The sequence below is a fragment of the Flavobacterium potami genome (assembly GCF_020026915.1).
Classification (GTDB): domain Bacteria; phylum Bacteroidota; class Bacteroidia; order Flavobacteriales; family Flavobacteriaceae; genus Flavobacterium; species Flavobacterium potami.
In genome coordinates this window covers 1,091,784-1,111,658 of record NZ_JAINUY010000001.1, presented here as the reverse complement: position 1 = coordinate 1,111,658, position 19,875 = coordinate 1,091,784, and the positions used below count along the sequence as shown (strand labels likewise).

At 35.4% G+C, this 19,875-nt stretch carries 10 protein-coding genes; all 10 read right to left on the bottom strand.

Annotation, left to right across the window (positions count from 1 at the left end; genetic code table 11):
* Positions 1–93: 93 nt before the first annotated feature.
* Positions 94–2,517, bottom strand: coding sequence for a glycoside hydrolase family 2 TIM barrel-domain containing protein (locus K6T82_RS04715; protein WP_223704767.1), 2,424 nt, complete (start codon positions 2,515–2,517; stop codon positions 94–96).
* A gap of 173 nt (positions 2,518–2,690) precedes the next feature.
* Positions 2,691–4,274, bottom strand: a complete 1,584-nt coding sequence (locus K6T82_RS04710; protein ID WP_223704766.1) for a glycoside hydrolase — start codon at positions 4,272–4,274, stop codon at positions 2,691–2,693.
* A gap of 114 nt (positions 4,275–4,388) precedes the next feature.
* Positions 4,389–6,026 (bottom strand): glycoside hydrolase, encoded by a 1,638-nt coding sequence (locus K6T82_RS04705; protein WP_223704765.1) that lies wholly within the window; start codon positions 6,024–6,026, stop codon positions 4,389–4,391.
* A 1-nt stretch (position 6,027) separates the two neighbouring features.
* Complete coding sequence (locus K6T82_RS04700; RefSeq protein WP_223704764.1) at positions 6,028–7,629, bottom strand: RagB/SusD family nutrient uptake outer membrane protein; 1,602 nt, start codon at positions 7,627–7,629, stop codon at positions 6,028–6,030.
* A gap of 11 nt (positions 7,630–7,640) precedes the next feature.
* Positions 7,641–10,673, bottom strand: coding sequence for a SusC/RagA family TonB-linked outer membrane protein (locus K6T82_RS04695; protein WP_223704763.1), 3,033 nt, complete (start codon positions 10,671–10,673; stop codon positions 7,641–7,643).
* A 45-nt stretch (positions 10,674–10,718) separates the two neighbouring features.
* A complete protein-coding gene (locus K6T82_RS04690; protein ID WP_223704762.1) occupies positions 10,719–12,113 on the bottom strand; it encodes a hypothetical protein in 1,395 nt (464 codons plus the stop codon).
* A 634-nt stretch (positions 12,114–12,747) separates the two neighbouring features.
* Positions 12,748–16,776: a two-component regulator propeller domain-containing protein gene (locus K6T82_RS04685; protein WP_223704761.1), complete on the bottom strand. Its 4,029-nt coding sequence runs from the start codon at positions 16,774–16,776 to the stop codon at positions 12,748–12,750.
* 143 nt (positions 16,777–16,919) lie between these two features.
* Positions 16,920–17,507, bottom strand: coding sequence for a LutC/YkgG family protein (locus tag K6T82_RS04680; RefSeq protein WP_223704760.1), 588 nt, complete (start codon positions 17,505–17,507; stop codon positions 16,920–16,922).
* Positions 17,500–18,900: a lactate utilization protein B gene (locus K6T82_RS04675; protein WP_223704759.1), complete on the bottom strand. Its 1,401-nt coding sequence runs from the start codon at positions 18,898–18,900 to the stop codon at positions 17,500–17,502. Before K6T82_RS04675 ends, K6T82_RS04680 begins: the two co-directional genes overlap by 8 nt.
* A 184-nt stretch (positions 18,901–19,084) precedes the next feature.
* Positions 19,085–19,825, bottom strand: coding sequence for a (Fe-S)-binding protein (locus tag K6T82_RS04670; RefSeq protein WP_223704758.1), 741 nt, complete (start codon positions 19,823–19,825; stop codon positions 19,085–19,087).
* Between the last annotated feature and the right edge of the window lie 50 nt (positions 19,826–19,875).

Genomic DNA, 19,875 nt, shown 5'->3' with positions numbered 1-19,875 from the left:
CAAAAAACTCCAGCGAAACGATATGTCACTCCGCTGGAGCTATGGATTTTCTACCTCCCTTTTCTATAAAAATATCGTTCCTCTGGGATTTTTCTATTTTACATTTATCGTAACCTCAACAGGTTTTAACCATTGACTGGTAAATTTCACTTTAATTGGTGCCGTCGAATCTCCGTTTGCTTGAATATACGCTGCAATATGTCCGTGGAAAACTCTTTGTACATTATCAGTATAATCGGTCATGTCGCTGTTATTTCCCGCTTCTAACCCTAATAAAGTTCCTGCGCCAGTAATGGTACAAGTCACTTCGTTATCTGAAAGCATTACTGGAAGTCCGTTTTGGTCTTTTACCTGAACCATGATTTTCGCAACTCCCTTGTCTTTACTGATGGTAATATCTTTCTCAGCAATCGTTAGCTCAACTGGTTGTTGTGTAGAATTGCTTGCATAACGGCTTACTTCTTTGTCGTTTTTGTCTAAACCAATTACTTCTAATTTTCCTGAAGCAAACGGAATATCCCAATAGATAATTCCTGTTTTCTCATCGTACAACTTAGTTTCTCCCACTGCTTTTCCGTTCAATTCTAGACGTGCTTTTGCAGCATTCGTATAACAAACCACACGGATTTTTTGTCCCGCTTCGTAATTCCAAATTGCCCAAGCATCTTTAGAAACATCTTTCTCATTTGTCAACGGATACGTTCCTAAATAAGCCATTGGTTTGTCTGACCATAATGACTGACGGAAATAACCACGAGGTTTGATAACGCCAGCAAAATCAACTAAACCAGAGTAAAATCCTCTTGAAGGCCATCTTCCAGATTCTCCTAAATAATCGATTCCTGTCCAAAGAAACTGACCGAAAATAAATTTGTTGTTTTTTACAGCTAACCAAGGTTCCATATCGTGAACGTTTTCACTTCCGTAAATCACTCTTTTTGGATATTTCTCATGATCCGATTTGTATTTGCTTTCGGTATAATTATATCCTGTTATATCTAAAGCGCCTGGATATTCTGTTTCATTAGACATCGCAACTCCTGCTAAACCAGCTGTCGTTGGACGAGATTTGTCGTATTTTTTAACCGCTGCAACCAAACGTTTTGCAATGGCTCCCAAACGCATTGCATCTGGTGCATCTTTTTTGTAACCTCCGTAAGCCGCTTGTCCGAAACCGTCTTTTCCTTTGTCTAAAACTGGATGAGAATACGGATCGTTTGGATAATCGACTTCGTTACCAATACTCCATCCGAAAACAGAAAGGTGGTTTCTATCGCGACGTACAAAATCTTCTAAGTCTTTTTCTGCCCAATCCGCAAAAATATCAAATGAACCTTCGAATCCTGGTGTTCCGTAATTCCAACCTTCTAACCATTTACGTTTTGGAAATTCCCATTCGTCATAAGCTTCATTTAAAACCAATAATCCTAATTCATCACAAAGTTCGTAGAAATCTGGTGCCTGCGGATTATGACTGGTACGAATAGCGTTTACCCCAATTTCTTTCAAGGTTTTTAATCTTGTTTTCCAAACTTCTCTTGGAACCGCAGATCCTAAAACTCCTGCATCGTGGTGCAGACAAACTCCTTTCATTTTCATCCATTTTCCGTTAAGGGCAAAACCATTGTTCGGATCGAATGTAAAACTTCTGAAACCTGTTTGTGTAACCGTTTTATCGATTTCTTTTCCGTCTTGTAAAACAGTTGTTTTTAATTCATATAAATTCGGATTTTCTAAATCCCATAGTTTAGGATTTTTAACATTGATTTTTGCTATTATTTTACCTTTTTGGTTGGCAGCAACATCTACTTTAGAAGAAGATTTTGCAACTGATTTTCCGTCTTTAGAAAAAAGTTCATTTACAACAGTAAGACTTGCTTTTCCTTTTGAAGCATTTTCAACATCAACCTCAACATTCAAAGTTCCGTTTCCTTTATTAACTTCTGGATACGCGTATACTCCCCATTGTGCAATATGAACTGGATTGGCATAAACCAACCATACGTTTCTGTAAATTCCAGAACCAGTATACCATCTTGAATCGGCACTTTGACTGTGGTCTACACGAACTGAAATCGTATTTTCTCCGCCAAATTTTACAAACTCCGTTGCATCATAAGCGAAAGAAATATAACCGTTTGGACGTTTTCCCAAAGAATGTCCGTTGATGAAAACTTCGCTTCTATTGTAAACTCCTTCAAAATACAAATACACTTTCTCTCCCGATTTGCTTTGCGGAATATTAATTGATTTTCTGTACCAAGCAATTCCACCCGGCAGATAACCCGTACAACTTGCCAATGTCGGACTCAGCTGTCCTTTTACGCTCCAGTCGTGTGGAACATTTATTTTTTGCCATTTACTATCATCAAAGGCTGTGTTTTTGGCTTCAGGCGTTTCCTGAAGATTGAATTTCCAGTTGTCGTTTATTTTCTTAGAATCTCCAAACGATATCTGACTGCTTGCAGACAAACATGAAAAGAGTAATACGGGTAGTAAAGTTTTCTTAGTTAGCATTTTTTGGTTGTTTTTGTTTCAGGTTTCAAGTTTCAAGTTCGCGCCAAACGTGAAACCTGAAACTTGAAACTAATTAATTTCTTTCTTTCACTTTTTTATTAGTATTCAGTCGCAGTCACAGTTTTCAGTCTGAACTAATCCAAAGTACTGAATACTGAGACTGTGACTGCAAACTATTCCAATTCCCCCACAAACGTCACTACCGATCTTGCAGGGATTTCTAGATTTCCATTTTTTTGAACTTCGGCTCTTTTTAGATTTGATGTATCAGAAGTTACATAAGGTGTGAACTCATTGTTTTTTAAAGTTCCTTTCGATAAATCAAATTTGTATTGTTGTGCCGATTTTCCGCAGTTTACCGCTACTACAATCAGTTTTTTACTTTGAGTGTCTTTATAGGCAGTTAACATGACATCGTTTGCTTTGTCCAATTCGTTTTGGTTTGGAACATCAACTCTCAACATTCCTGGACGTACGAAAAGAGAATAATTCCCTAACGCCCAAAGCAATTTTGAATCATGAAATTCCCCATCGTTTCTAACATAATTGGGTTCTGTTCCTCCGTTGCTTTTTCCATCATCCAGATAAATTAAACCATCTTTATAATCTACCCTTGTAATAGAAGTCCACCATTGCCATGAAGCTGCATTCGCAACCGCAATATCATTATGAATTAAACGCGCTACAAACAAAGCCGTCTGCATTCCTAAATCTCTTCCACCGCCTGATCCACCCGGAATTTCATTCTCTCCCGGATTCTCTAAGATACAATATTCAGATTGCCAATATTTTAATCCTGGATTTTTTTTAATTTCTGCTGCAATAAGTTTTCTACTTAAAACCTGTTTTTCGATGGGCCAAGTTGTAAAATAACTGTGTCCCAGAATCACATTTTTTACATTCGATAATTTAGTGACATTGGTTTTGGTTTTTCCGAAGAAATAATCAATTTGGTTGTCACGGTTTTCGGCATTTACATTTTCATATAAATAATCGATCTGCGCTGCTTCTGCAATGACAATTTCAGTACTCATTTTTTGCGCTTTCAGTTTTTCAGAAAGTGCTTTGGTCACGTCATATATTTCTTGGTTCGTTGCTGGTGTTCCTTCTTGACTGTTGGTATCACCGCTTTTTGGCATCCATTCCCACTGTGGCTCGTTTAACGGACTTACATAATCAAATTTAATTCCTTCTTTTTTCTCTAATCCTTGAATACTTTGAACTAAGAAATCGGCAAATTTTGGAATTGCACCATCTTTTAGATTCAGTTTATTCTTTTGAGAGGCAAAAGATAATCCGTTGTTTGTCATGTAAACCGGCGGGCTGTTAGTGAAAATCAGAAACTTTTCTACCCCTCGTTTTTTAGCGGCCTGCAGAAACCATCTTTGTCCTTCTTGTTTAGAAAAATCATACGTTCCGTCAGCATTTAGGAAACATTCGCTTCTTCTCCATTCGTCTGAAACTTTACTGTTTTCTCCTTGCTCTGCACTTCCTGCGCCAAGATTAAATCGCCAGATCGAAAGTCCGATTCCTTTTGGATTTCCCTGCGCATCGATTTCTTTGCTAAACAATAAATCTGCAATAGCATTTTTTTTCTTTTCTGGCCAATTTTTACCCACAAACTGTGTTCTCCAGGCATCAGAACCTCCAAAACCGTCCATGGTTTGTACTACATTATCTGTGCTGATGGTAACCGTTCGCTGTGCAAATGTCAGCGAACTTGTTACCAATAAAAGCGAGAGATATATTTTTCTCATTTATATTTTTGTTTGTTTAACCGCAAAGACGCTAAGTTTTCGCAAAGTGCGCTAAGTTTATTTTAAGCTTTGCGAACTTTGCGCTTTTCTTTATGCCTTTGCTGTTAATTTTATTTACTTGTAATTTCCTACGTACGTTACAATTGACTTCGCTGGAATTTCAAATCCAGAAACATCAACAGCAGTCCCTTTTTTCAAACTTAAAGTTTCAGAAGTTGTATATGGTATTAATTTATTGTCTGTTATTGTTCCGCCTGCTAAATTCAATTTATACGCTTTCGCTGATTTATTCATGTTAACAGCAACGACAACGAGCTTTTTATTTGCTACATCTTTGTACGCCGTAACCATAACATCATTCAAAGAAGCCGTATTATCAACACTTGGAATCATCACTCTGACCATTCCCGGTTTTACGAAGAAAGAGAAGTTTCCTAAAGCCCAAAGTGTTTTAGAATCTCTGATGTATCCGTCGTTTCTACAATAATCAGCATTTCCTGCTCCGTTGCTTGCTCCATCATCAACGTGAATTAGACCATCTTTATAATCACCACGGCTGATGGCTGTCCACCATTGCCAAGACGTAACGCCACCAACGGCAATATCAGTACTAATAATACGTGCTGTCCAAAGTGCCAATGACATTCCTAAATCTCTTCCTGCTCCTGCTCCTCCTGGAAGTTCTGCTGTTCCCGGACTTTCTAAAACACAATATTCTGATGACCAAAGACTCACTCCACCAACTGACTGAATTCTAGCCGCAGCAGCTTGTCTTGATGCAATCATTTCGCTCAATGGCCATGCCTGCCAGTAACTATGCCCAGAAATGGTCTTTTTTACATTGCTCAATCCACCAATATACTTTGTAGAATTTGCCGCAAAAAAATAATCAATCTGATTCGATCTACTTTCTTTTCCTGAAACCGTTTTGTATAATGGCTCATAAGCTCCCGCTTCTCCTACCACAATTTTTGCATCCAATCCTTTTTCTTGTAATTTCGGAGATAACGTTTTTACAAAATTATAAATGTTGGCGTTTGTAGCTGGAGAACCTTCTTGTCCTGAACCGTCCCATTCGTATTGCGGTTCATTAAACGGACTTACATAATCGATTGTCAAACCGTGTTCTGTTTTTAATTTATCTAAAGAAGTAGCCCAGAAATCAGCCAAATCAGGCATTTTACCATCTTTCAAATTATAAAATTCTTTGATAGAGGCATGCGCTTTTCCGTTTTGAGTCAGATAAACAGGAGCACTGTTTGCAAATGCTAAAAGTTTGTCTACGCCGCGTTCTCTAGCTGCTTTCATAAACCAAACCTGCCCCGCTTGTTTCGACATATTGTAAGTAACACCGTTTGTTGTAAAACATTCCGATCTTCTCCATTCATCCGTAATATCACTTGCTTCTCCTTGTTCTGCACTTCCAGCTCCAAGATTGAATCTCCATAATGACAATCCGATTCCTTTTGGGTTTCCATCGGCATCTAAACCTTGACTGAATAACAAATCGGCTATTTTATTTCTTTTGTCTAAAGGCCAGTTTTTTCCAATAAAATTACATTGCCAAGCATCAGAAGCTCCAAAACTTTCCATCGTTTGAAGATTAGTTTCTAAACTTATATTTAATTCTGACACAGTGTTTTCCGCACCCGAATTCCCAGTATTCTCAGAGTCGCAGCCTACAAAAAAAGAACTTGCGAAAAGTAAGCCTGCACACAACAGACTTACTTTATTTTGATTGTGAAACTTCATCTTAATATCCAGGATTTTGTTTGATTACTCCTCCACTTAAATCAATATCTAATTGTGGAATTGGCCACAATAAGTGTTTTGCAGGATTAAAATTGATTCCTTTATCCTGAGGTTCTCTCAAGTTTGTAGTTTCGTACGGATCTGTAGAATTCAAATTGTACTGAACAAAAGTTCCGTTTGGCCCCATTAATGATTCTATAACAGGTCTTCCTGTTGTCGGGTCTTTTTCACGACGTATATCGAATAAACGCAATCCTTCAAAAGCCAATTCTAAACGGCGCTCTTTATAGATTTGTCGCAATAAAGTTGGTCCAGAAATTCCCGTTTTTGGATCTAATTTTACACGAGCTCTAATCACGTTGATGTCTGCTAAAGCATCTCCGTTGGTATGATAATTGGCTTCTGCTCTTGTTAAATACATTTCTGCCAAACGAATAAGCGGAATATTTAATGGCAAGTGAGCGTCTTTTTTATCTAATGAACGACGTGTTGCAATTGGAATATAATACTTACGACAGATACGTCCAGATTTGTTATCGTTTAAACTAAATTTATGCGTTGGATTTAAAACCTCATCTCCATAAGCGGCTTCTCCCCATTTTGTAATCGTACTTCTACGACGAATCACATCATTTTCAGAAAGATAGGCATTTTCCAAATCACTTGTTGGCATACACCATCCCCATCCGTCTAGAACATCTGCAGCATCGTTACTTGGAAAATTCTTTTTATCTTCTCCCCTTGCTCCTGATAAAGTTGGCAAAGCAGCTCCTAAATCTCTGTTTTGAACTGAAGAAGATTGCGCTTCTAAAATAGATTCTACTCCATTATGATTGTTTACGTTCCAAATATTCAGGAAGTCTGACTCCAATGCAAACGGTCCTTCTGTAATCACTTTGTTTGAATACGTTTTTGCTTCAGCCCATTTTTCTTGAAATAAGGATACACGTGCCAATAAAGCATAAGCAGCCCATTTATTGATTCTACCATCTTTGTTTACTGGAGCACTTTCTAATTTTGCCGCGGCATCTTTTAGATCTGTTTCAATTTGTGCATAAACTTCTGCTGCAGAACTTCTTTGCAATGTTAAATCTCCTGTTCCTAATGATTTAGTATACACCGGAACTCCTCCGAAAAGATTTACTAATTCGTAATAACAATAGGCACGTACGAATAAAGATTCTCCCATATATTGATTTTTCTGAGCCTCTGTAATTGGTGACAAAGCCATTCTTTCCAAACCAATATTAGCCGATTGAATCGTATAAAAATGTGCTGTATAAATACTATTCATATCTCCCATATTATCAGGAGTTATGATGTATTGTGAAGCTGGTCTGTGTGCGCTGTTGTCCTGTCCTGTGTTTCCCATCCAGGCGTCATCTGTTGCCATTTCGTTGGTAACTCGAGGCGCAGTTAACACCCACCATTCTTTAGCTAATAATAAACGCTGTGTTAATTCGTTAGCATAGTTTTCGCATTCCTGTACGGTTTGAAAATAATTTTCTAACGTCTGCGTTCCTCTTTGTTCCTTTTCAATAAAATCACTGCAAGAAGCAGAAAATAGAGAAAAAGCTATAATTGATACTATTATTTTTTTCATGATCGTTTTGATTAAAATGCAACATTAAGTCCCATCAGGATTGTTGGCTGTACTGGATAATTCCATCCTCCAAAACCTGAACCTTTTACTCTGTCTTGTTTATCAGGATCTCCTGCACCTACTTCTGGATCAACTCCGGTGTAGTTTGTCCATGTCCATAAATTCTGTCCTGATAATGAAATTCTTAATTTGTCTAAACCAAACTTATTATAGAAAGAATATCCTATTTGTAAGTTTTTCATACGAACAAATGAACCGTCTTCAACATATAAAGAAGAGAATTTTGTAAAGTTTTCGTTATTATCATCTTTAGACAAACGTGGAATATAATTAGAAGTTCCTTCTCCATGCCATGCCATTTGTTCTAATCCGCTCACTTTATTAGTTAAACTTGCTCCATTGTACAAATCTGAAATATTTTGGTTTACAATGTCATTTCCGATACTTGAATAGAAATTCGCTATTAAATCGAAATTTTTATAGGCAAAATTCAAATTCAGACCAATATTGTAATCTGCCCATGGTGAGCCAATTTTTGTTCTGTCTTTATCGTCTAATTTTCCGTCACCATTTACATCTTTAAAACGAATATCTCCTACTTGTGCATAAGGCTGTAGTTTAGTTCCGTGCTCATCTGTATGAGAATTTATTTCTGTTTGATTTTGAAATAATCCATCAGCAACATATCCGTAGAAATAACCTGGCTCATCACCTTTTACCGTCAAAGTTCTATTTCCTGATCCGTACAATCTTTCGCCATCAGCAGAAAGCGATAACATATCTACCTTTACCGTTGTAAAAGTCACATCAACACCATACGAGAAATCTCCTTTTTTATCCTTATAAGAAAGCAACAAATCGATTCCACTTGACTGCATCGAACCAATATTTGTCCACATGGTAGAATATCCTGGAAATCCGCTATAAGTTGGAAATTGTTTCAGAAACAACATATCGTGCGTTTGTTTTTTATAATATTCTAATGAACCTGAAACTTTGTTTTTCCAAAATCCGAAATCAATTCCGAAACTCATATCTTCCACAGTTTCCCATTTGATATCTTTATTTGCCATTGAAGAAGGAAAAGAAGTATCTACCACTTCGCCACCAATTACATAATAACCTTGCCCGATGTTAGAATTATAAACTGCATCTGGTAAGCTTTGATTTCCTACTTTACCCCAACCAGCTCTTAATCTAAGATCACTTACGACATCCTTAGCAGATTCCATAAAACCTTCGTTCAAAATTCTCCATGAAACCGATGCTGAAGGGAAATTTGCCCATTTGTTATTGGTCATGAATTTTGAAGAACCGTCTCTTCTGAATGTTCCCGTAAAATAATATTTACCATCGTAGTTATAAGAAAAACGAGAAATATAAGACATCAATGAATTAGACCAGCTGTTTCCTTTACTGTCTTTATTTTTTGTAGCGGCATTTAACTCTCTCATAGAATCTGAGTTATTTGGCACACCTTCGCCATAACCCCAAAGATCGTTTCCATTGTATTCTTCCATGGTATTACCAACCATTAAAGAAGCATTGTGTTTTTCAGCAAACTTTCTAGAATAGGTAATGGTGTTTTGCCATGTCCAATCTACATTGGTAGTATTCCATTTTTCAACTTTATTGATTTCTTGTTTTTCGTGAGCTGCATCAATTACAAAATCTGGTGTAAATGCATTTCTTACTTTGTCTCCTACTTCAACAGAAGCCTGCGTACGAATTACTAAACCTTTGATTGGTTCATATTGCAAATATCCATTTGTGTTTAAGTTATACTGATCTGTATAATCGTCATATCTCTTTACAGCCGCAACTGGATTCCATACATAAGACGGAGATCTTGCATAAATACTATATTCATTTTCTGTTCCTGTCAACTGATCTGCAGGTTTGTAAATTGGCGTAATTGGATCAATTTTATCAAAATCAGCCCAGTTATTTGGTTGTCCCCAAGTTTCATAACGTGGATTTAAAGTGATTCCTGCTGAGAATTTGTCTGAGAATTTAAAATCGTTAGCTATTCTCATTGTTACTCTTTCCCAACCACCAATTCCGTACATAGAATCTGAATTATAGTAGTTTAAACTGATAGCATAAGTATGTTTGTCTGAACCTCCTGCCACACCAAAAGAAGCATTGGTAACAGGTGTTCCTTTTCTAATTCCAGCATTCCACCAATCTGTTGTTTTTCCTCTGTATTGAGACGGATTTGGCAAATAATCTGAATAACCCGAATTGTTGTAAGCCGTATTCATGATAGAAGCATAACCTTCTGCATCAGCCATATTGTATGGATTATTCATGATCTGCATACCTGAACTTAAATCAAAATTAAATCTGGCTTTTCCAACTTTTCCTTTTTTAGTTGTAATTAAGATAACTCCATTTGAAGCACGTGAACCGTAAATTGCACTTGCAGAAGCATCTTTTAAAACCTCCATAGATTCGATCTCATTGTTGCTTAAGAAATTGATACTCGTTCCCATCGGAATTCCGTCAACCACATAAAGCGGATCTGTATTTAAGTTTAAAGTAGAAATACCACGAATTAAAACTCTAGGTTGAGCTCCCGGACCTCCAGCCCCCGTTACTTGGACTCCGGAAACTTTCCCCTGTAATGATTCTGTTACGTTACCAACCGTCATAGTCTGTAGTTCTTTTCCTTTTACGGAAGAAATTGAACTCGTTACGTCGCTCTTTTTTACTGCAGCATAACCTACAACAACTATCTCATCTAATGCCTGACTAGATTCTTCCAGCATTATATTAATTTCAGTTCTATCTCCAATTGTTTCTAATTTGGTTGTAAAACCAACAAATGAAAATTCGATTTGCGAATTCTTGTTTGGTACACTGATTACATAATTTCCATCAAAATCAGTTGCTGCAGATGACGAAGTTCCTTTTACCAATACATTTACTCCCGGAATCGGCACATTGCCTTTATCTTTAACGGTACCTTTTATTTTTATTTGTCCAAAGGATACAGCAGTACACAAAAGGGCAATAAAAAATCCTATATATTTAAATTTCATATTAAGCTGTTTTATTTGTTAATGTTACAACAGAGTTATAACCAACTATTTTTTTGTAATAAATACTCTTTCTAATTCTGTATCTAAAACCACTTTATAAACTCCTGGAGCTGCAGGATATTTAGCATTTCCGTTTTCTCCTGGTGACATAGTTGCGATACCATTTTTTATCAATCTCCATGAAGGATCCCACCACTGGCCGGTAAAAGTTGCCTCCATTGTGCCAGTCAAAGTATATTCTCCAACTAACTGATAAGGATTAGCGGCATTATTTGCCAGATGCAGTTTCGTTACTACCCATGCATTCCATGTGTCCCAATTCGCACCATCAATTCCGCCACCACAAACACTTACGAAAGGTTTTCTTTGTGCCGCATCATCGTGCCATAAACCATTGGCGATATCTGCCCAGACTTTACTTGTTGGCGTATACTTTTCTGTAGTATATTTTAGCGTATTCGGATTTACTTTAATTTTATAATATCCTTTTGTAGGTAAAATAATTGGTGTTGAAGTCACATCATCCACTAATTCTCCAGCAGCATTTAAACCAAAGCAATGCGGTGCAAAATCAGATTCCTGGCCTAAGAAATAAACCTCTTTATTATCTTTATCTGCATAATATTTAAATTCAAAATCCTGTCCACTTTTTTCGTGAAAATACATTGGAACACCAACTGCATCTGTTGTAAGATTCGTTCCTTTTGGCTGATCACATAAATAAATGGCAGGATATTCGTTTGTAGCTACAATATTTACATTTAATGATCCTGTATTCGGAATTGCAAATTTATCTTTTGCTGTAATCGTTAAAACATAATCTGCAGCGGTGACCGGTAAAGTATAGGTTTTATTAAAAGTATAAGATTGAGGAGCATTCGTTAACTGAATGATCTCATCGATACCAAGAGCCTCACATTTTACTTGAATATAATCGATTCCTGAATCGTCATTTACTACAAAATTTACTGGCATCTGATTACTCGTAGACAATAAAATAACCGCACCTTCTTTTGGTGTTACCATTGTTATGCTTGGTGCAGCAAATTCTCCGTCAAGGCGAAGATTGATTTCTTCGTTTACTACATTACCCGAAACATCTGTAATAATCAATTTTATTTTGAAAGCTTCTGATGTTCCTCTATTGGATGGAACTTCAAAAAAATAGCTCAAATCGTAATTTTCTAATAATGGATCTGTTGCAAAAGTGATCACTTTATCTAAGGATAATTCAGGAATCTGAATTTCTACACTTTTTAATCCTAAATCATCAGCAAGAGTTGCCTTGATTTCAAATTTTCTACTTGGCGCTCCATAAATTTCTTTTGTAGAAACTACCACCGTAGGATTATCAGAACTCGGAAATCCTGATTCATTATTTTGACATCCGGTTAATATGCCAAAAAGAGCAAGAAAAAATAAAAATAAATTTTTTTTCATTTCTTTAATTTTAAGGTTAGGTTTAGTTAGGTTTTCTTTCTAAAAACGAAAGTTTAATTTTTTTTATCCTCGTAGGTTAATCGAGTTTTTTTGTTGTTTCTTATGAGGTAGAATTACAACTTTACTTAATTATGTGGTCATTTTCATATTGAAGTGAGTTTGGTTAATTATTTTGATTTTTATTTTCTTTCCTGATTCTATTGCATTAGTGTTTTGAAATTAACCCGCAATTTTTTCTAAAACTGCGGGCTTGAAAAGCAATGTAACCAACCATTACTATTCGAAAATTCAAAGAGTGCTCAGCTCTTTGAACAGATAAAAACTATCTTGAAATTAACACTGATGACTAACTGTAACTCAATAAAAAATTCATTGTTACAGTTGCAAAGAAATGTTTAAATAACACTTCTAAGGAGGGGTAAATTGGAAAAAAAAGGAGGTCAAAATTGTAATTAACTATTATTTTGGAATAATTTTTAGAAAGTATTAAAAATTATGGGGTATTTTTTACACAATACGCAATTAGTGAAAAATAGACAATTTTCATACTCAAACGTTGGAGTTGATTGCAGAATTTTAATTGTTATCTGTAAAAACAAGAATATTATGCAACCCTAAAAGAGCTGCATAATTTCTATTTAATGATATTGAGATCTGAATTGAAAGAATTTTTATACTTTTTAATGTATTCTGAAGGAGTCATTCCAAAAAGTTTTACGAATTGTTGTCTGAAATATTTTTGATCTTCAAATCCAACTTCTGTACTTGCCTGAGTAATGTTCATATCTTCGGTCAGCATTAACATCGCAGCTCTACGAATTCGCAGAGAACGAATGAAAGCATTTAAAGTTTGTCCAGAAATAATTTTGATTTTCGTATAAAGCGTTCTGTGGCTCATTCCCATTTCAAGAGCAAAGGTTCTAATTGTAAAATCTTTTTTATGAATATTCGCTTCCACTATATCAATACATTTTTTAAGAATCTGTTGATATTCAACCGGAACTTTCTGGGTGTTTTCTTTTAATGTAATGCTGTCTAGGAAATAAGTTCGTAAATTATGACGATTTCTTAATAACGATTCAACTCTTGCACTGAGGATTTCATCATCAAAAGGCTTGGTTATATAATCGTCTGCTCCTTCGTTAATTCCTTGCAAATGCGTTTCTGGATTTTTTGATGCCGTAAGCAAAATAACTGGAATGTGTGATAAAGCATTGTCTTCTTTAATTTTTCTACACAATTCCAAACCATCCATTTCTTCCATTGTAATATCACTAATTACAAGATCTGGCATATGTTTTTTAGTCATTTTTAAGCCTTCTTCTCCATTTTCTGCGCTGTAAACAATATAATTATCAGAAAACAACTTAATCAAATAAGCGCGAATTTCAGCATTGTCATCAATTATTAAAACTGTACGTTTGTCGGTCAACATCGTCTTTTTGAAATCGCTGTCTGCGATAGAAGTTGTGGCTGTTGAAATAGGTTCTTCAATTTCATCCGGAATTAATTCATCAAATAATTGACTGCGCTGCGGTTTTTCGTTGGTAATCTCCATGTCTTCAAAATGGCTGTTTCCTTTTAAAAATGATAATTTAAAAGTACTTCCTTTTCCCGCTTCACTACTGCAACTAACAGATCCTTTGTGTTTGTCAACAAAATATTTAACGATGTAAAGTCCAATTCCGAAACCTGTTCCTACTGAAACTTTTGAATTGATTTGTTTGAATTTCTCAAAAATGACATCAATATCTTTTTTGTCGATTCCGCCTCCATTATCGGCAATTTCTAGAAAAACTTCTTCTTCGCTTTCTGTGACTTTTAAATTGATTTCTCCACCAACCGGCGTATACTTAAATGCATTTGATATTAAATTGAATAATGAAATTTCTATCTTCTCATAATCACCAATAATCGTGATTTCATGATTCGGAATGATATAATTGTATTGGATATTTTTATCTTTCGCCTGATTCACAAAACATTGAAAAACTTCATTTGAAAGATTATTTACATTGATTGGAGACAAACGCAAAGCATCCGCATCGTTTTCTGCTTTTCGCAATAAAAGTAATTGATCTACCAAACTCAAAAGTCTTCTGGCATTTCGGTGTGCAATGGCCAAATCGCTTCCTGAAGAACCATTTTCGACATTTTCTTTCTGAACCGCTTTCTTCAATGGATTGATTATCAGCGAAAGCGGCGTTCTAAATTCATGCGAAATATAAGTAAACATAGAAGACTGCTTTTCTGCAATCTCTTTCTCTTTTTTGCTTTCTAATTCGGCAATTTTTACTTTATACTTAAGTTTTTCTTTGTTTTTATTGTAATCAAGATATAAAAACAAAAGTCCGCCAATGGCTGCTAAATACAATGTATACGCCCACCATGTTCTATACCAAGGCGGCAAAACTTGTATAGAAACCAAACTGACTTCCTTATTCCAACCACCTTTAAAATTGGTCGTTTTGACTTTAAAAGTATATTTCCCTTCTGGCAATCTAGAATAATTGGCTTTTCTGGTTTGCCCAACATAATTCCATTGTTCATCCCAACCTTCTAAAAAATACGCATAATTTATTTTGTCTGCGTTGTTGTAATTTAAAGCCACAAACTCTAGCGATAAAGTGGTCTGATCGTATTCTAAACTAACATCTTTAATTTTATCAGCATCAGTATCAACTTCTGTGTTAGTATCTTCAATCAGCTGATTATTCACATAAAAATCAGTCAATAAAACGTTATTTTTTTGATTGAAACCTTTTATTGCATTTGGATAAAAAACATTAAATCCGTTTATTCCACCAAAAAGAAATTCTCCAGATGAAAGTTTAATTCCGGCATTAAAACTGAATTGATTACTTTGAAGTCCGTCGTTTACAGAAAAATTACGGAATGTTTTACTCTTTTTATCGTAACGACAGATTCCATTGTAGGTACTCATCCATAAATTACCTTCATTGTCTTCTAATAATCTTAAAATGGTATTTGATGGTAAACCGTCATCAATAGTCAGCCTTTTAAAAGTATTTGTTTTTCTGTCAAATAAAAGCAAACCTCCCTCCTGCGTTCCGACCCAGAGATTCTTGTTTTTATCTTCATAAATACATCTGATCGGATTTCCAATCGCTTTCTTGGTGATTTTTTTTGTGTTTTTTTCGATGGATAAAAGCGAATTGTAATTTCCAGCCCACAATTTTCCATCTGAAGTTTCAGTCATGCATTGCAGGTTATCAATTCTTTTATCAAAAAGTTCAAAACTGTCATTATTTCTATTTAAAAGATATAACGAACCTTCATTTGTTGCACTCGCCCAAATATTTGATTTGGAATCTTTAAAAACAAACCAAATATTCTTTTCTAATTGTTTTGTAAAAGGATTATAGCACGCATAATGTCTTAAATCGTGAGTGTTTTTGTTGATTTTATTGACTCCACCCGCCCAGGTTGAAATCCAGATATCGTTATTATCATCACGAGCAATTCCGGTAATAAAAGTACTCGGAAGTAAGTTTTCATAATCTGTATAGGTATTATTTTTTCTATCCCAATATTTTAGACCTGCACCGTCTGTACCCACCCAAACATTCTTTTTTTCATCTTCACAAAAAGACAAAATAAAGTTATCTGCCGGATCTTTGGCATTATAACGAACACTTTTAAAATACTTTGGCGTATCACTCAACATACTGATTCCGCCACGAAGGGAGCCGAACCATTTATTACCCGATTTGTCTTCGTACAAACTCCAAACCGAATTACTTTTGGCCAATGATTCATTATAAGAAAGAAGCTTTTTCTCGTTTTTATTGATGTAGAAAATTCCACATCCATCGGTTGTTACCCAGGTTTTTCCTTTTTTATCTACCAAAACATCCGTAACACTACATTTGTTTGTAAAATAATTTTGCGAAATAAATCCTGTTTTGGTGTTCATTAAAAACAGACCTTCATCAGTTCCCAGTAAAAGATTTCCATCAGAGGAAAGTTTCATGGCTTTTACTCCGATTGTAAGTGGAAAAACGATTTTTAGATCTTTTGTTTTATAATTGTAATTGCAAACGCCAACATTTCTAACGTACACCCAACATCCTGATTTTTCTTTATTTTCCTGAATTGCTACAGCATCATAATCATTGATGTTTATTTTATTTCCTAATGCTTTTAACGGAACAAGTTTTCCTGTAAAAGAACCATTTTCAAAAGCCAATAAACCTAATTTTTGAGAAGCAACCAAAACTAAATTATTGGATACCGAACGCATTTGATGAATGATGTCCTGAAGTACTTTTACCTTTTTATCAGAGAGATATTTTACCGTATGAAATGTCGCTTTTGTTTTATTATAAATGGAAATTCCACTCGTTCCTCCAACCCAAATATTGTTTTTGGAATCGCCTTCAATATTGTAGATAGTATTAAATAAAAGTGATTTCTTATCGTTGATACGATTTCTGAAAACTTTAAAATTATAGCCGTCATATCGGTTCAGACCATCATAAGTTCCAAACCACATATAACCTTCATTATCCTGATAAATGGTAATAATTGAATTGTTGGACAAACCGTCTGAGATGTCAAGAAATTTGACTGGATAATCTTGTGAATAGATTGCGGAAGAAAATCCGAATAAGAGTAGAATATATAGAACAAAACGCTTCAAAATATACTTTTTTATGTTCTTGTAAAAAGTACAATTATAAGCTATTTTAGCTATATTTTACAAAAAAGGATGCAGAAATAACAAAACTTCTGCATCCTGATTAAATATTTTATTTTTTAAATGTTTTTTACTTCAACTTATTTTTAATCTAATAAAAACACAATCAATCCTCTGGCGCCATGTGCTCCCAAAACCAATGATTGTTCAATATCTGCCGTTTTTGAAGGTCCAGCAATGAAAGTTCCGAAACCGTATTCCATGTTTCCGATTCTTTGATACGCTTGTTGCATCGTACGCACAAGATCTTTTTTATGCACTATAATTGCTAAATATTGCGCAATAAAAGGCGCAACGCGTTGTCCTAAAATATCATCGGTTACCCAAAGTCCGCTGTTTTCTGCCACTCCAAAATGAGCTTTTACAACTGTTAACTCGACATCTTGAAGCGAATGCGGATCTACTGTTTTCCAATCTAAAGAAGCAATTTCAGAAAGTTCAGGCAGCGTTGTGATTACTCTTTTATCTAAATTATAATTCGATTTAATATAATTAATGATTTCGTTGTAATCAGCAACTTCAACAGGATCTCCTCCAATACCTTTTAAAACCGTTTTATAGGTTTCTAATACATCAAATTGTTCTGAACCTAAAAGATTTAGATCTGGCAATTCTGCAGCCTCAGTTGGCTGGTTCAATTTTATTCTTTTTAAAATATCGCCTTTACTACTCATTCTTTTTATCTTTAGATTCTTTTGAATTTTTCTTGTACCATTCTCTAAAAGATTCTTCAGGAACGTCTGGCATTTCGCGCTGATCGTACCATTTATTCATCTTATTATTGACCATTGCAGGAACGTTTTTCATTACAAATCGTCCTGATTTTCCAGCGATATTAAAAACCGTCGGATTCGCCAATACTTTTGCCATTGTTTTCATCGCAACTGTTTTCGCAGTTGGCGTATGTCCTTCTTTAACTAAAACCTGACGCCATTTGTACAATTGATCGTGAATATCAATTTTTACCGGACAAACATTCGTACATGAACCACAAAGTGTACTTGCAAAAGGCAGATCGGCATTTTTGCTCATATCCAAATTTGGCGCTAAAATAGAACCAATTGGTCCCGCAACTGCATTGTGATAACTGTGTCCGCCGCTTCGTCTGTAAACTGGGCAAGTGTTCATACACGCACCACAACGAATACATTTTAATGAATTTCTAAATTCTTCTCTTCCTAATTGTGTACTTCTTCCGTTGTCTACAATTACGATGTGCATTTCTTTCCCGTCTCTTGGTTTCTTGAAATGGCTAGAAAAAGTCGTAATAGGTTGTCCTGTGGCACTTCTAGCCAATAATCTCAAGAAAACACCTAAATGTTCTCTTTTCGGAATCAATTTCTCAAATCCCATACAAGCAATATGAACGTCTGCTAAATGCGCGCCCATATCGGCATTTCCTTCGTTGGTACAAACCACAATTTCTCCTGTTTCTGCAACAGCAAAATTGACTCCGGTTAAAGCTACTTTTCTTGTTAAGAACGTATTTCTCAAACTCTGACGAGCCGATTCTGTCAAATACTGCGGATTGAAATTTCCTTTTTCTGTACCTAAATGTTCATGGAAAGTTTCACTTACATCTTCTTTCTTTAAGTGAATCGCCGGAAGTACAATATGGCTTGGCGGTTCTTTTCGAAGCTGAACGATATATTCACCTAAATCAGAGTCGATTACTTCTATTCCTTTTTCGGCTAAATAATCATTTAAATGGCATTCTTCTGTAAGCATAGATTTGGATTTCACCATTTGCTTTACCTCATGTTTGGCCATGATAGAATGCACAATTTCGTTGTGTTCTTTGGCATCGGCTGCCCAATGTACAATTATTCCGTTTCGTTGGGCATTGGCTTCAAATTCAACTAAATAATCGTGAATATTAGAAAGCACATTAAATTTGATTTTGGAAGCTGTTTCGCGAAGCAGTTCCCAATCTTCAATTTGATGCGCTGATTTATCTCTTTTGGCACGCACAAACCAAAGCGTTTCGTCATGCCAATTGACACGCTCTACGTCTTTGTTAAACTTTGCTGCGGCTTCGCTGTGCGGTATTACTTTTTCTGATGACATCTGTAAAAATTGTTTTTACCATTAAGGCATTAAGTAAATTAAGCTAAACTTTATAACCTTAATTTCTAAATGATTAAAAGCAAATTAAGCTTGCTTTAAAATCACTTAAATCTCTTATTTATTAACCATTAAATATTTCAAGCTAAACTTAATTCACTTAATATCTTAATGGTAGAAAAAAAAATTAATTTTCGAGTGAGTTTAATATTTCAGCAATGTGAATGGTTTTGATCCTACTTTTTTGTCTTTTTAGAATTCCATCCAAATGCATTAAGCAAGACATATCTCCACCAGTAATATAATCCACATTATGACTTTCATGATCTTTAATACGATCTTGACCCATTTTTACAGAAATAGCTTCTTCGGTTACGCAAAACGTTCCTCCAAAACCACAACATTCGTCTTTTCTAGTTAATTCAACTAAATCAAGATCTTTAATGCTATGCAATAATTGACCTGGTTTTGAGAAAAATGGTGCGTTTAATTCTGTCATTTGCGAAAGCTTTAATCCGCGTTGACCGTGACAGCTTACGTGCATTCCGACTTTATACGGAAATCTTCCGTCTATATGGTCAATTTTTAAAACGTCGGTTATAAATTCTGTCAGTTCGTAAACTGTATTTCGAATTGCTGTCGCTTTCTCTTCTTGTTTTTCGTCGTGTAAATGGTCTTTTACATGCAAAACACAACTTCCGGAAGGACAGACGATGTAATCAAATCCAGAAAAATTGGCAATAAAATTGGTGTCGCATCCTTTTGTTAAATGCGCATAACCGCTATTGGCCATTGGTTGTCCGCAGCAGGTTTGTCCCATCGGAAACTCGACGTCACAACCTAATTTTTGTAGTAATTCGTAGGTTGCGATTCCTACTTTTGGATAAAATTGGTCGACATAACAAGGTATAAAAAGTCCAATTTTCATGTTGTAGTATTTAGTGTGTTGTTCATTTGGCGTGTAAAGTAAAAATGTAA